The following is a 15,617-nucleotide window of genomic DNA, read 5'->3' as shown; positions in this document are numbered from 1 at the left end:
CCAGATTATATTTTTACCTTATTACATTAAATAAAAAAGGTGGAGCAACTACCCCACCTTTTAATTATATTTTCAAATTAATTTAGTCGTATATCTCAGCTAATTTGCTATGCAATAACTCCCCTCTTAAGTTTTTAGCAACTATTTTCCCATCAGGATCAACTAATATACTAAACGGGATACCTGTTATATTGTATAAATCTGCCACTTTTGACTGTGTTGCTGATAGTTCAGACACTTGTGTCCAAGTCAAATTATCTTCTTCAATAGCCTGTAGCCATTTATCACGGCTCCTATCTAATGAAACACCTAAAATCTGAAATCCTTTTTCATGGTACTTATTATAAGCAGCTACAACATTTGGGTTTTCCATTCTACATGGCTTACACCACTGAGCCCAAAAATCAACAAGTACATATTCTCCTCTAAAGTCACTTAAACTTACACTGTCACCTTCAGGAGTTGGTAATGAAAAATCTGGAGCCATAGCTCCAATAGCTAATTTTGAAGCCTTAGCGAGCTCATCTTTAACTGGCATATAAAAATCAGCATTCGGATATGATTCTTCATATGCAGAAACCACTTCGTTCATCAAATCAATATTTTGATCCAAAGGAAGTAATCTTGCAGCTTCTAAAGCCACTATTGAAGGAAGCATATTTCGAATCTCAGTCTTAAGTTCTGTCTGGAATTCAGCTTGTTTTGATTGAATCAATTGAGCAAGTGAATCAGCAACTTCCATATTATTTTCCGAAGCATTCTGTTGATATGAAAGCATTAAGTCCCTGTTATTCAATTGAAACTCCTTCATCATATCACTTATCTTCGTGTAATAATCATAATCATCAGAACCTTCAACCTTAGCCGAACTTATTGGATCATTCATATCAATTGTAATTGATACATCATCGCCATCATAAGGAATAAATATCTGTTCGTTATTTCCCAAATTTAATGCTACAAACGAAGGCTGGATCAATGAAACTTCCGCAGAAAACTCTCCATTCTCATTTAGTTTCAGGGTATCAAAAACAATGAACCGATTGTTTTCTTGTTTGGACAAAAGTATTTGTTTGACATCTTCGAAATTTTGTACTTTCCCCTTAATTGTACCGGAATAAGCACCATCTGTTTTTTCTTCCTCATTCTCTCCACCACATGCTACAATAAGTAATAGTGAAAAAATAAATGAACCGTATTTTAAGATATTCATATATTATTACAAATTATTTAATTGTTCTTCAATAATCGTCAGGGTTTGCTTTGGATCTGCTTTCCCTTTGCTTGCTTTCATAACTTCACCCATAAAAAACTTAGAAAGACCTTTTTTACCATTTTTCCAGGCTTTTACTTTATCAGGATAATTTGAAATTGCCTCAGTTACCCATAAATTAAGTTCATCAGCATTTTTTTCAATCAATAATCCTTTATCCTTAGCTAATTTGACAGGGTCATTACCATTTAAAATAACTTCCGGAAGAATTTCCTTAGTTGCAATATGTTGGTTAACCTTACCGGCTTCGCTTATTTCGATTAACGAAGACAAGAAAACAGGGTTTAAATTCTTTAATTTAACTTTAGAATCAGACTGATTTATAAATCCTTTTATCGGACCCACGAGCCAGTTTGAAGCAGATTTTGGTTCTGCCCCTTCATTTATCAATGATTCATATAATTCTACAAGCTCTCTATCCTCACAGATTATCGATGCGTTACTTTCAGAAATGCCATACTTATTGATAAACTCTTTTTCTTTCTCCTCAGGAAGAACTGGCATTTGCCTCTGTATATCTTTTATATACTCTTCAGATAATTCGACCTCTGAAATATCAGGCTCAGGAAAATATCTATAATCGTTTAAAGCCTCCTTGGTTCTCATAGAACGAGTCTGGTCTTTATCCAGATCATAAAGTCTGGTTTCCGATATGATATTTTCTCCAGAAAGAATTAATTTTTCCTGCCTTTTAATCTCAGATTTTATTGCTTTCTGAACATTCCGTACGGAGTTCATATTTTTGATCTCTACTTTATTACCAAGTTTTTCAGAGCCTACGGGCTTAATCGAAACATTGGCATCACAGCGTAGAGACCCTTCTTCCATATTTGCATCAGATATGTCCAGGTACCTTACAAGTCTTCTCAAGTAATTTAGAAATGCTGCAACTTCTTCCGGATTAGACATGCATGGATTTGTAACCACCTCCAAAAGTGGTGTCCCTGCCCTATTGAGATCTATTTGTGAATAATCTGCTCCATCTACGTGAATAGATTTCCCGGCATCCTCTTCCATATGAATTTTATCAAGAGAAATAAAAATTTCATTACCCCCGACTAATAATTTCACGCCTCCATCCTTGCAAATTGGAGTCTTATCCTGAGTAAGCTGATAACCTTTAGGTGAGTCCGGATAAAAATAATTCTTGCGATCAAAATACATTCTCCTGGCAATATTACAATTCATTGCCAGACCTAATTTTATTGCTTTATTTACAACCTCCTTATTTAGAACAGGTAATGTACCCGGGTGAGCTAATGATACCGGGCTCACCAAAGTATTTGGTTCTGCCCCGTACATTACCGGATCCATACAGAAGATCTTACTTTTTGTATTTAGTTGCACGTGAACCTCCAAACCGATTACCGGTTCGAATTTTTGTCCGGATTTCTCCATGGAACTTATAATTTTTCTTTAATTAATTTCTTTGCTTCGGTAACAGCATTATCAAGTCCGGAAATATCTTTTCCGCCAGCGGTAGCAAAAAATGGTTGTCCACCACCTCCACCTTTGATATGCTTAGCCAGCTCTCTTACCCACTGACCAGCATTTCGCTCATCGTTGACAAGATCTTCACTAATTACGACAGCTATTTGCGGTTTTCCAACTATATCAGCGGCAATCACAGCTACAATTGGTCCTTTTTCATTTTTAAGCTGGAATGCAATATTCTTTAAACTATCAGCATCAGGTAATTCCACCTTCTCTGCAAGAATATTAGCACCGTTATGTGATTCTATTTTATCAAAAAGTTGCTGCTTAACTACCTTAGACCTTTCGTTATTGGCTTCTTCTACAGCTTTAGCAAGCTTATTTTTCTCCTCTATAATACCATTTAACCCCTGAATAAGGTTTTTAGGATTTTTTAGTACTTCTCTAACTTCATTTAATAATTGAAGCTCCTTCTCAAAATAATCTAACGCAGCAGCTCCGGTAATTGCCTCGATTCTTCGCACACCAGCAGCTACAGACCCTTCAGAAATAATCTTGAACATTCCAATCTGACCTGTGTATGGCACGTGAGTACCACCGCATAATTCGACTGAGTATTCCTTATCAAATGTTATTACCCTTACAAAATCACCATACTTTTCTCCAAAAAGAGCCATTGCACCTGCATCTTTAGCATCTTCAATTGGTACATTTCTCTTTTCATCAAGTTTAATGTTTTGCCTGATTCTTGAATTAACAATTTGTTCAATTTCACGAATTTCTTCTTCGGTTACCTTCTGGAAATGAGAAAAGTCAAAACGAAGAACATCAGGTGAAACAAGAGAACCTCTTTGCTGTACATGGTCACCAAGTACATTTCTCAATGCTGCATGAAGCAAGTGAGTAGCCGAATGGTTATTCATTGTTCTTACTCTCTTATCTTCATCTACCTGCAATAAAAATTCTACATTAAGATTTTTAGGTAAATTTTTGGCATAATGAATTATAAGGTCATTTTCCTTTTTAGTATCAAATATCTGAATTGTTTCTTCATTACCAATCGCGATACCTTTATCACCTACCTGTCCGCCAGATTCAGCATAGAAAGGTGTTTTTTCAAATACCAATTGATAAATAGTATTCTTCTTATCTTTTACTTCTCTATATCTTAATAATCTGGAATTGGATTCCAATTCTTCGTACCCGGTAAAGACAACTTCATCACCTTCTTCAACTACAATCCAGTCACCTTTTTCCTGGGCTGCTGCTTGTCGAGATCGATCTTTTTGAATCTTCATTTCAGCTTCAAACCCAGCCTCATCAATTGAAAATCCTTTTTCTCTAGCAATCAGTGCAGTTAAATCCACCGGAAAACCATATGTATCATACAGTTCAAATACGGACTTTCCATTTATCTGATCTCCCTGAGCAAGAGCTGAAGTAATTTGTTCAAGTCTTTTCAATCCATTTTCAAGAGTTCTAAGGAAATTAGATTCTTCCTCTTTAACCACCTTGCTTACAAAAGATTGCTGTTCTTTTAATTCGCTAAATACCCCATCAAACTGATTTGCCAGAACATCTACAAGCTCATATAAAAATGGAGATGATAGATTTAAGAATGTATATCCATAACGCACAGCCCTTCTTAATATCCTTCTGATAACATAACCGGCTTTATTATTAGACGGTAGCTGTCCATCAGCAATTGCAAATGATATGGCACGGATATGATCAGCTATCACTCGAAGTGCAATATCGATTTTCTCATCCTTTCCGTATTCAACTTTGGCTGTTGCTTCGAGATGCTTTATTAAAGGAGTAAATACATCAGTATCGTAGTTTGAAGTTTTCTTTTGAATTGCCATACAAAGCCTTTCAAACCCCATACCAGTATCAATATGTTTATTAGGTAATTCTACCAGTGAACCATCGGCTTTACGATTAAACTCCATAAAAACCAGATTCCAGATCTCAACTACCAATGGGTGATCTTGATTGACAAGCTCCTTACCCGGAAGTTTATTAACCTCTTCTTCACTTCTCAGGTCAATATGAATTTCAGAACATGGACCACAAGGGCCGGTGTCTCCCATTTCCCAGAAGTTATCTTTTTTATCGGCAGAAAGTATTCTATCCTCGCTAATCCATTCTTTCCAATGATCGAAAGCATCCTGATCAAAACCAAGGTTATCGCCTTTATCACCACCGAATACAGTAACGTATAATCTATCCTTTGGAAGACCATAAACTTCAGTAAGCAGTTCCCATGCCCAGGCGATAGCATCTTTCTTAAAATAATCACCAAAAGACCAGTTACCAAGCATTTCAAACATGGTATGGTGATAAGTATCAATACCTACTTCCTCCAGATCGTTATGCTTTCCTGAAACCCTTAGACACTTTTGAGTATCTGCGACTCTTTTATTTTCAGGCTCAGAATTACCCAGGAAGTAATCTTTAAATTGATTCATCCCGGCATTAGTAAACATTAAAGTAGGGTCATTTTTAACAACTAATGGTGCTGAAGGAACAACTTTATGACCTTTTCCTTCAAAAAAGCTTAAAAATTTCTGCCTGATGTCTGCCGAATTCATGAAATACTTATAATTTTTAGTATAAATCGTACATTTAAGATTTTTTGGCAAAAATCAAATTTAATATTTCCTTATTTTTTACCGATATTTGCCGTTGCTGTTAAATAAAAGTTAATTCTTTTCGTATTATTTAACATATCAAGCAAAAATACAAGATTTAAAGTTGTATACGACAAATGGCTAGGATAAAATATTATTACGACACAGAAACTTGCAAATACGAGCGCGTGAAAGTGTCTAGCTGGGATGTAGTGCTGAATTTCATGGGTTTCATGTTCGTATCAGTATTGATAGCAATAGGGTTGGTTTCTGCATACTTTGCAGCATTTGACTCACCTAAAGAACAAAACCTCAGACAGGAAAACAGAGCTCTACGTGATTCTCTTACTAACTGGCAAAGAGAAATCTCAATGCAAAGGGAGTATGTAACTTATTTGCAACAAAGAGATGAAAAAATATACCGCCAAATTATGGAGGCAGATCCTCTGCCATCTTCAATTCGTGAGCTTGGAATTGGTGGTACTGACAGGTATAAAAAATATAGAGAAGCTGATTTGCCTGAGGTTCTTGAGCAAACAAGAATGAAAATTGATAAACTCAATAAAGAAATGTACGCTCAGTCTCTTTCTTATGATGAAATTGAAAAGCTGGCTGAGAATAAAAACAAAATGCTGGCGAGTATCCCTGCAATCCAGCCTGTAAGAAATACTGAATTAAACCGACTAGCATCAGGATATGGTTTAAGAATGCACCCGATATATAAAGTTCGTAAAATGCACTGGGGTATAGACTTCTCTGCACCAAGAGGAACTCCAATCTATGCAACAGGTGATGGAAAAATCTCCAAAGTTGTCAGATCAAACAAAAGAACCGGTTATGGAAACTATGTTGAGATCGACCACGGCTACGGACTTAAAACCAGATATGCTCACATGCAAACTATTTCAGTGAAGGAAGGTCAAAAAGTTATTCGTGGAGAAACTATTGGAAAGGTAGGAAACACTGGTGGATCAACAGCTCCTCACTGCCATTATGAAATTATGAAGGATGGCAAAAAAGTAGATCCTATTTTATATATGATCATGGATGTTACTGATGAAGAGTATCAAAAATTACTTGATCTGGCATCTATAGAAAACCAATCACTAGGATAATAGATCATTCATTCAAAAAATTCATAAAGCAACACATTTTTAAGTGTTGCTTTTTTTAAACTTATTAACCAGCTAATTATGAGAATTCAATTTTATTTTTCTTTTATTTTTGTCGTTGCACTGCTTTCATCATGTGCAGGGTCAAAACAACTACCCTTACCAAGTCCTTTATCAAGAAAGGAAATAACAGAAAAGCCATTTTTAGCTAATAGCATTACTCTAGATAATACCGCAGCAATTAATAAAGGAAAAACTGCTGCAAAGAAGATAAATTATTTATTAGATACAATAAGCATAATTGGAGTTGGCGACATCATGATTGGAACCAATTTCCCAAAAGAAGAATACCTTCCATCAGATAGCGGTAAATATCAGCTGGCACATGTTAAAGAACATCTTATTAATGCTGATCTTACATTTGGTAATCTTGAAGGAGTTCTCCTAAACGAAGGTGGAGAACAAAAATATTGTAAAGATCCGAGCATATGCTACCTATTCAGATCTCCTGAATACTATGCCCAACACTTTGTAGATGCAGGATTTGATGTACTGAGTACAGCTAATAATCATGCGGGAGATTTTGGCAATACAGGAAGAAAATCTACAATGGCAACACTTGACAAATATGGCATTGAGCATGCCGGACAGTCAGTTAAACCATATACCTTATTTGAAAAGGATGGTGTTAGATATGGGTTTGCTGCTTTTGCACCAAATACTGCAACTCAAAGCATCACTGATTACGAAGCTGCGGCCAGAATCATCCGGCATCTTGACAGCCTGAGTGATATCGTAATTGTTAGCTTTCACGGGGGAGCCGAAGGATCAAAACATGAGCATGTAACTAGAGAAACAGAAACGTTCTATGGTGAAAACAGAGGAAATGTATATAAATTTTCTCACTGGGTTATTGATCATGGTGCTGATGTTGTTTTTGGTCACGGCCCGCACGTTACAAGAGCTGTTGAAGTATATAACAATCGATTCATAGCATATTCATTAGGGAATTTTGCTACCTATAACAGATTTAACCTTAAAGGTGTAAACGGTATTGCTCCATTGATAAAATTATATACCACCAGAAGTGGTGAATTTTTATACGGAGATATAATTCCTATTATTCAGGAAGATAGAGGAATTCCTAAAGTTGATCCGGACAAAAGAGTAATCAGAAGAATGCAGCAACTTAATGCTGAAGATTTCCCTGAATCAAAAATATTCATTGATGATTTAGGAAAAATTACTTATTTTGGATTTTAATTCAACTAAAAATCCATACAGTGCCATATAAGGAAAAACAGATAGAAAAAAAATATTTTTCAATCGGGGAAGTCGCGGAAATGATTGATGTGGCTCCATCCTTAATTAGATTTTGGGAAACTGAATTTGATGTTATCAAACCCAAAAAGAATAAAAAAGGCAACAGGATTTTTACTCAAAAAGATATTGAAAGTATCAAGATGATATATCACCTTGTCAGAGAAAAGGGGTACACTCTACAAGGTGCAAAAGATGCTTTAAAAAATAACAACCATGACACTGTATCCAGACTTGAAGTGATCGGAAAATTAAAAGAAGTCAGAGAGTTCTTATCCGAAATCAAGCGACGTCTGGATCATTAGAATTTATTAACTAAAGAATCAATTTTTTATGAAGGAAGACCTGCAGTATGCTATTGCATTGCAGTATATTCCGGGTGTTGGTTCAAAAACCGCTAAATTACTGGTCAGCTATCTTGGATCAGCAAAGAAGCTGTTTTTCATGCCAAAAGGAAAGCTAAAAAGCATACCCGGGATAGGTGACAAATTTATCAGTAAAATTAATGATAAATGTAAATCTGAAGCACTCGAAAAAGCTGATAACCTGATAAATAAATGTAATAAACTAAACATTGGAATATCTTCATTCTATGACGATGATTATCCATCAAGGTTAAAAGAATGTGTCGATGCACCACTGACTCTTTACTATAAGGGAGACTTCAATTGCCTAAGCAGGAAAAAGATATTGGCTGTAGTAGGGACAAGAAATGCTTCGACTTATGGCAATCAGGCTACAGAATCCATAATCCAGGAATTATCTTATCAGGAAGATTTACTCATTGTTAGCGGACTTGCAAAGGGAATAGATGGAAAAGCACACAGAAGCTCATTAAACCACAATATTCCAACTGTTGGTGTATTGGGGCATGGACTTGATATGATTTACCCTGCTTCGCATAAATCACTTGCCAAGGAAATGACCACCAATGGATGCTTAATTTCAGAATATCCACCAGGCACCTTGCCAGACTTCCATAACTTTCCGGCACGAAACCGAATAATTGCCGGAATTGCCGACGCTGTTCTCGTTGTTGAAGCAGCATCAAAAGGTGGAGCATTGATTACTGCAGATATTGCCTTTAGTTATAACCGAGATGTCTTCGCTATTCCAGGAAATCTAACTTCACAATATAGTCAGGGTTGCAATGATCTGATAAGAAGAAATTCTGCTGCAATAGTAACAAATGGAAGAGATATTGCAGAAGCACTAAATTGGGATATCTGTAAGTCATCAACAAAAAGCCGAACACCCTCTTCACAACTTGATCTAAGTAAATACACTTTGGAAGAACGACAAATACTCAGCGTATTAATTGAAAAACCTGAAGGTATACATATTGATGATTTGAGTTGGCGAAGCCAGGTACCCTTACCAAAGATGGCTTCAATACTACTTTCACTTGAATTGAGTGGGGTAATTAAATCCTTACCGGGAAAAACATTTAGCCTATAAAAAAAGCCGCTTAGAGCGGCTTTAAATTTTGAATTTTAACTTAATTACTTATTGCATTTTTCTTTAATCACTTCATAGACATTAAAGTCTCCCAACTCTCCAGCTTTACTAAGATCAAGACATCCAGCTTCCTTTTGTCCGTACTCAATTCTTAGTATACCTCTTAAATAAAATGCATCCGGATTTTTAGGTTCCATTTCAATAATTCGGGTACAGTCATTAATTGCATCCTTATAGGCATCAAGCTCTAGTTTTGCCTGACCTCTAAGATAATAAGCATCAACAAAACTTGGATTTAATTCTATTGCTTCGGTAAAATCAGCAATTGCACCGTAATAATCCTGCATTTCGAATTTAATACCTCCTCTTTCATAAAAAGCATCATAAGCCTCTTCATTTAATTCAAGTACTCTATTAAAATCTAACATCGCACCTTTATAATCCTGAAGAATCTTCTTTACCTTTCCTCTATTAAAAAAAGCAGGCTCATAACTTTCATCAGCTTCAATAGCCTTATTGAAAAACTTTAAAGCATCTCTATAGTTACGTGCTTCAAAAAACTTCATACCTTCTTCAGTGTATTCCTTTGCAGAAGTGTTCTTTGCATGTACACTGAAAACTGTAAGAATGATTATTAAAAAATAAACTAGTCGTTTCATAAAAATTTGTTTTTATTGACCAAGTGTTGTTTTATACTCCTAAATATACAAATGGTGACCTCAATGAAAAAACAGCCAATGTAAGGTTAAACAGGTAACTTTCACTGATTTCATACAAAAACCGAGGCAGAAGCCTTTATACAAGCATTAAACTGATCATTATCTAAACCTGAATCGATGTTATTTTTACCTAAATATTGTAGTATTGTCTCAGTTGCAATATTGCCGGTAAGGTCATCTTTAGCCATAGGGCATCCTCCAAAACCTCTAATTGCGCTGTCAAATCTTCTGCATCCCGCATCATATGCTGCTGATATTTTTTCTAACGCCTTATCCGGAGTACTATGAAAATGAGCACCAATGGTTATATCAGGAAACTCTCTGGTTGTATTCTCAAACGCTTGCTTTATTTCTTCAGGTGATGCAGACCCAACGGTATCAGACAAACTTACGATCGAAACACCAATTTGCTCTAGTTCACGCGTGAATTCCAGAAGGTAATCTGCATTATATGGATCATTATATGGATTACCAAAACCCATAGACAAATAAGTCACAAGGATTTTGTTGTTTCTCTGGCAAACATCTTGTATTTCCTTAAGACTTTCCTTTGCCTCTTTGATTGACTTATTAGTATTTCTTAGCTGAAAAGTCTCCGAAAGAGATAAAGGAAATCCTAAATATTTAATCTCATTATGCTCTGCTGCATCATTGGCCCCTCTTAAATTGGCTACAATAGCCAAAAGCTCTGATTTTGTATTATCTAAATCTAGTCCGGCCAACACTTCAGCGGTATCTTTCATTTGTGGAATTGCCTTTGGAGATACAAAGCTTCCAAAATCAATAGTATGAAATCCAACTTTTAATAATTCATTAATATATTTGATTTTATCTTGAGTTGGAATGAAAGAATGCCATCCTTGCATGGCATCACGAGGACACTCGACTATTTGCATTTTTTCTTTCTAAAATAGTTCATGAAAGGACAACCAGCAACATATAGGTTTAAAATAAAGCCGAAGCAATCCTTCTTACCGGTTCAGCTTTACCCATACTATAAAAATGCAAACTTGGCACTCCAAAATCAATCAATTCTTTTGACTGATGTATAGCCCACTCTACTCCTACCTCCCTAACTTCTGCATTGGTTTTACATTTTTCAACTGCATTCACCAGGTCATCAGGAAGATCAATATAAAAATGTCTAGGCAATGAGCTTAGATGATTTAGGGTAGTAATTGGCTTTAAACCCGGAATAATAGGAACATTGATACCGATTTCACGACATTTCTTTACAAAGGAGAAAAACTTCTCATTATCAAAAAACATTTGGGTAACAATGTATTGTGCACCCATATCAACTTTTAGTTTAAGGTATTTCAAATCGTTTGCAATATTTGGCGCCTCAAAATGCTTCTCCGGATATCCTGCCACTCCAATACAAAAATCTGTGTGTTCTGCATTGGTTAATTCATCATCAAGATACTTACCTGCATTCATATTACTCACCTGCTCAAGTAATTCTGAAGCATAATTATGTCCATTTTCTTCAGCAACAAACCTTGCTTCACTTGACATTGCATCACCTCTTAAAACTAATACATTATTGATCCCTAAAAAGTGTAGGTCAATCAAAGCATTTTCTGTTTCCTCCTTAGTAAAGCCTCCACATATAAGGTGAGGTACAGTGTCAACGTTATATTTATTTTTAATAGCAGCACAAATACCAACTGTCCCGGGACGCTTTCTTATAACTTGCCTTTCAAGCAGTCCGTTTTCTCTCTTTTTATAAGTGAATTCTTCCCTATGATAAGTAACATCAATAAACGGAGGATTAAACTCCATTAATGGATCAAGGTGATCATATAGTTTCTGGATATTTTCTCCTTTTAAAGGAGGAAGTATCTCAAAAGAAAAAAGTGTTTTATTAGCTTTAGCAAAATGCTCTGTAACTTTCATATTTTATGATTAAAAAGGTCTTTGATCAATTTTCAACAACAATTTTTTCAGGATCATAATTAAGGTTTGGAGCCAACCATTTTTCAGCTGTTTCTATACTCCATCCTTTCCTTCTGGCATAGTCTTCAACCTGATCCCGGCTAATTTTACCCAAACCAAAATATCGTGATTCCGGATTACTAAAATAATATCCTGAAACAGCGGCAGTAGGATACATAGCCATACTTTCAGTTAAAAAAATCCCGGTGTTCTCAGTCACCTTAAGCCAGTCAAAAATCTTAAGCTTCTCTGTATGTTCCGGACAAGCTGGATAACCTGGTGCAGGTCTGATTCCCTGATATTTTTCTTTTATTAAGTCTTCATTTTCAAAATGTTCATCAGGAGCATATCCCCAAATTTCCTTTCTGACTTTTTCATGAAGATATTCGGCAAAAGCTTCAGCTAACCTGTCAGCTAATGCTTTAACCATAATTTGTTTGTAATCATCCAGCTCATATTGTTCTAGAATTTCTTCAATTCCTTCTCCTGCGGTAACTGCAAAAGCACCAATATGATCAACTCCATTATCTTCGGGAGCAATAAAATCAGCCAATGAAAGATTTGGCAAGCCTGATCCTTTTTGACCCTGCTGTCTTAAAAATTCAAACCTAAAATATGCGTTTCCTTTCTCGTCAAATACCTGAACGGTATCAGGAGCTACCCTGCTGGCTGGATAAATACCAACAACTCCATGAGCTCGCAAACTTTTATTCTCGATTATATCTGCAAGCATATTTTGAGCATCTGAATATAATTTTGATGCCTCCACTCCTACTACTTTATCATTTAATATCTGTGGAAATTTACCTTTCAACATCCATGCAGAGAAAAATGGAGTCCAGTCAATAAATGGAACCAATTCCTCCAGATCCAGATTATTAAATACAAAAGTGCCAGTTTTTGAAGGTACAGGAGGTTTATAAGCTTCCCAGTCTTGTCTAACGGCATTTAAAACAGCCTTTTCATAGCTTATATATTTTTTTTCCTGCTTCCTATTTGCATGATCATGTCTGGCTTGTTCATATTCTGACTTTACACGAGCCTTAAAATCATCTTTTTTACTATCAGATAATGCTTCACTACAAACTGATACACACCTACTGGCATCAAGCACATGAGTAACTACCCCAGAGTAATGTGGATCAATTTTTACAGCAGTGTGAATTCGTGAAGTTGTTGCTCCACCGATTAACAATGGGATTTCCAGGCCAACACGTTCCATTTCCTTAGCCATATAAACCATCTCATCCAGTGATGGAGTTATCAATCCACTAAGTCCGATAGCATCAACTTTTTCATCAATTGCTGTCTGAATAATCTTTTCAGCCGGCACCATCACTCCAAGATCAATTACATCAAAATTATTGCAGGCTAGTACAACTCCTACAATATTTTTACCGATGTCATGAACATCCCCTTTAACAGTAGCTAATAAAATCTTAGCCTTAGCCTTTTGATTAGGGTTTGCTTTCTTTTCAGCTTCAAGGTATGGAGTCAAATAAGCAACAGCCTTTTTCATTACCCTGGCACTCTTAACTACCTGAGGAAGAAACATTTTTCCCTCGCCAAACAGGTCTCCAACTATATTCATCCCATCCATTAAAGGACCTTCAATCACTTCAAGTGGTCGACCAAGTTTCTGGTAAGCTTCTTCTGCATCTTCTTCTATGTGATCAAGAATTCCCTTTACCAAAGCATGAGAAAGTCTCTTTTCTACACTTTCAGAACGCCATTCTTCTGCTTGTTTTTCACCTTTTTGATCATCCTTTACCGTATCTGCATACTCAAGAAGTCTTTCAGTGGCATCATCGCGTCTGTCTAGCAATACATCTTCGACTCTTTCAAGAAGTTCATCCGGTATTTCATCATAAACTTCAAGCATGGTTGGATTGACAATACCCATATCCATTCCATGTTTTATGGCATGATAAAGAAACGCAGCATGCATAGCCTCCCTTACAGGATTATTCCCTCTGAAACTAAATGATACATTACTCACTCCTCCACTTACCCTGGCACCTGGAAGATGTTGTTTGATCCATGATGTTGCTTCGAAAAAGTCTATTGCATTTCTTCTATGCTCATCCATTCCGGTTGCTACAGGAAAAATATTTGGATCAAAGATTATATCCTGAGCCGGAAATTCAGCAACTTCAGTTAATAGCTTATATGATCTTTCACAGATCTCTATTCTACGATGATAATTATCTGCTTGCCCTGACTCATCAAAAGCCATAACCACCACTGCAGCTCCATATTTTTTAATTAGCCTCGCTTGCTCCAAGAATATTTCCTCGCCTTCCTTTAATGAAATTGAGTTAACGATCCCTTTTCCCTGAATACACTTTAATCCGGCCTCAATTATTTCCCATTTGGATGAGTCAATCATTACCGGAATTCGGGCAACCTCAGGTTCAGAAGCCATCATATGGAGAAACTTTACCATAGCTTCCTTTCCGTCGATCATGGCTTCATCCATATTAACATCAATGATCTGAGCACCACCTCTTACCTGATCGAGAGCTACTTCAAGTGCCTCCTCAAACTTCTCTTCCTTAATTAAACGAAGGAATTTTCTAGATCCTGTTACATTAGTACGCTCACCTATATTTATGAAGTTAGCGGTAGGTGTAACGTATAAAGGTTCTAATCCACTTAATCTTAATGGTTCAATTTTTATATCCTTCTTACTCATCAATTTTCAATATTTTCTTCAACTTGCGTTCTAGGCTGATATCTTGAAGCCAGATCTGCTAATTGCTTTATATGTTCAGGAGTTGTCCCGCAACAACCTCCGATAATATTCAATAAACCTTCTTTTAGAAATTCTTCAACTTCTGCTCTCATCGAGTCTGGAGTCTGGTCATACTCTCCAAATTCATTTGGTAATCCTGCATTTGGGTGTGCACTGGTTGCAAACGGTGATTTGCGGCTAAGTACCTGTAAGTAAGGTCGAAGTTGCTTTGCGCCCAAAGCACAATTTAACCCTATGGATAATAGATCAACATGTGAAACCGAAATCAAAAAAGCTTCAGTAGTTTGTCCGCTAAGTGTTCTTCCGGAAGCATCAGTGATTGTACCTGAAATCATAACCGGAACTTTCTTACCTCCATCCTCAAAATAATCCTGAGTAGCAAAAAGTGCAGCCTTGGCATTTAATGTATCAAAAACAGTTTCTATTAATAACAAGTCTGCTCCACCATCAATCAAACCTGATATTTGCTCTTTATAAGCTTCAACCAAAGCATCAAAGGTTATTGCCCTAAAGCCGGGATCATTTACATCAGGCGAAAGACTTGCAGTTTTATTAGTAGGACCAATTGACCCGGCTACCCATCTTGGTTTTTCAGGATCAATAGAAGTGTATTCATCAGCAGCCTTTTTTGCTATCCTGGCTGATTCATAATTTAATTCATAAGCCAGGTGTTGCAAATTATAATCTTCCTGAGCTATTGAGGTACTGCTGAAAGTATTGGTTTCGATGATATCCGCTCCAGCTGCCAGATACTCCTTATGAATTACTTCAATAATATCCGGGCGCGTTATGCTGAGTAAATCATTATTCCCCTTCAAAGGCGATTCATGATTTTTAAACCGATCAGACCTGAAGTCCTCCTCTTCCAGTTTATACTGCTGGATCATAGTACCCATGGCACCATCCAGAACTAAAATTCTTTTTTCTAAGGCTGATTTAATATCCACTCTCTCTTATTTTAAAAATTCTACGATA

The 15,617-nt window shown here is 36.3% G+C and carries 12 protein-coding genes; 4 read left to right on the top strand and 8 right to left on the bottom strand.

Translation table 11 applies throughout. From position 1 onward, the window contains the following. Positions 1–82: 82 nt before the first annotated feature. Genes HH304_RS12605 through alaS form a run of 3 tightly spaced genes read right to left on the bottom strand, consistent with a single transcriptional unit; the run spans position 83 to position 5,301 of the window. The gene (locus HH304_RS12605) at positions 83–1,213 is read right to left on the bottom strand and encodes a TlpA disulfide reductase family protein (protein WP_169682150.1); all 1,131 of its coding nucleotides are present in this window, start codon (positions 1,211–1,213) and stop codon (positions 83–85) included. A 6-nt stretch (positions 1,214–1,219) separates the two neighbouring features. After that, positions 1,220–2,671, bottom strand: a complete 1,452-nt coding sequence (gene gatB, locus HH304_RS12600) for an Asp-tRNA(Asn)/Glu-tRNA(Gln) amidotransferase subunit GatB (RefSeq protein ID WP_169682110.1) — start codon at positions 2,669–2,671, stop codon at positions 1,220–1,222. A 5-nt stretch (positions 2,672–2,676) separates the two neighbouring features. After that, positions 2,677–5,301 carry an alanine--tRNA ligase gene (gene alaS, locus HH304_RS12595; RefSeq protein ID WP_169682107.1) on the bottom strand — a complete coding sequence of 875 codons (2,625 nt, stop codon included), beginning with the start codon at positions 5,299–5,301 and terminating at the stop codon, positions 2,677–2,679. Positions 5,302–5,477: 176 nt separating this feature from the next. Here alaS and HH304_RS12590 point away from each other — a divergent pair, with 176 nt between their 5' ends. From HH304_RS12590 to dprA, 4 genes are all read left to right on the top strand, one after another. Further along, positions 5,478–6,455, top strand: a complete 978-nt coding sequence (locus tag HH304_RS12590) for a M23 family metallopeptidase (RefSeq protein ID WP_169682106.1) — start codon at positions 5,478–5,480, stop codon at positions 6,453–6,455. Positions 6,456–6,533: 78 nt separating this feature from the next. After that, the gene (locus HH304_RS12585; protein WP_169682105.1) at positions 6,534–7,715 is read left to right on the top strand and encodes a CapA family protein; all 1,182 of its coding nucleotides are present in this window, start codon (positions 6,534–6,536) and stop codon (positions 7,713–7,715) included. A gap of 20 nt (positions 7,716–7,735) precedes the next feature. After that, positions 7,736–8,077 (top strand): MerR family transcriptional regulator, encoded by a 342-nt coding sequence (locus HH304_RS12580; RefSeq protein WP_169682103.1) that lies wholly within the window; start codon positions 7,736–7,738, stop codon positions 8,075–8,077. A gap of 28 nt (positions 8,078–8,105) precedes the next feature. Then, positions 8,106–9,230, top strand: coding sequence for a DNA-processing protein DprA (gene dprA, locus HH304_RS12575; RefSeq protein ID WP_169682101.1), 1,125 nt, complete (start codon positions 8,106–8,108; stop codon positions 9,228–9,230). A gap of 44 nt (positions 9,231–9,274) precedes the next feature. Here the strand turns inward: dprA and HH304_RS12570 are convergent, their stop codons facing one another. The 5 genes from HH304_RS12570 to HH304_RS12550 form a co-directional block, all read right to left on the bottom strand. After that, positions 9,275–9,889: a tetratricopeptide repeat protein gene (locus HH304_RS12570; RefSeq protein ID WP_169682098.1), complete on the bottom strand. Its 615-nt coding sequence runs from the start codon at positions 9,887–9,889 to the stop codon at positions 9,275–9,277. A 110-nt stretch (positions 9,890–9,999) separates the two neighbouring features. Beyond that, complete coding sequence (locus HH304_RS12565) at positions 10,000–10,845, bottom strand: hydroxymethylglutaryl-CoA lyase (RefSeq protein ID WP_169682096.1); 846 nt, start codon at positions 10,843–10,845, stop codon at positions 10,000–10,002. Between the two features lie 49 nt (positions 10,846–10,894). After that, complete coding sequence (gene metF / locus HH304_RS12560) at positions 10,895–11,848, bottom strand: methylenetetrahydrofolate reductase [NAD(P)H] (protein WP_169682094.1); 954 nt, start codon at positions 11,846–11,848, stop codon at positions 10,895–10,897. A gap of 25 nt (positions 11,849–11,873) precedes the next feature. Further along, positions 11,874–14,582 (bottom strand): methionine synthase, encoded by a 2,709-nt coding sequence (metH, locus tag HH304_RS12555; RefSeq protein WP_169682090.1) that lies wholly within the window; start codon positions 14,580–14,582, stop codon positions 11,874–11,876. Next, positions 14,582–15,589 carry a homocysteine S-methyltransferase family protein gene (locus tag HH304_RS12550; RefSeq protein WP_169682089.1) on the bottom strand — a complete coding sequence of 336 codons (1,008 nt, stop codon included), beginning with the start codon at positions 15,587–15,589 and terminating at the stop codon, positions 14,582–14,584. The genes metH and HH304_RS12550 overlap by 1 nt, the downstream gene beginning before the upstream one ends. Between the last annotated feature and the right edge of the window lie 28 nt (positions 15,590–15,617).

The sequence above is a fragment of the Marinigracilibium pacificum genome, assembly GCF_012926615.1.
Classification (GTDB): domain Bacteria; phylum Bacteroidota; class Bacteroidia; order Cytophagales; family Cyclobacteriaceae; genus Mangrovivirga; species Mangrovivirga pacifica.
The sequence above is the reverse complement of the archived record's forward strand: the minus strand, read 5'-3'. Positions and strand labels throughout refer to the sequence as shown.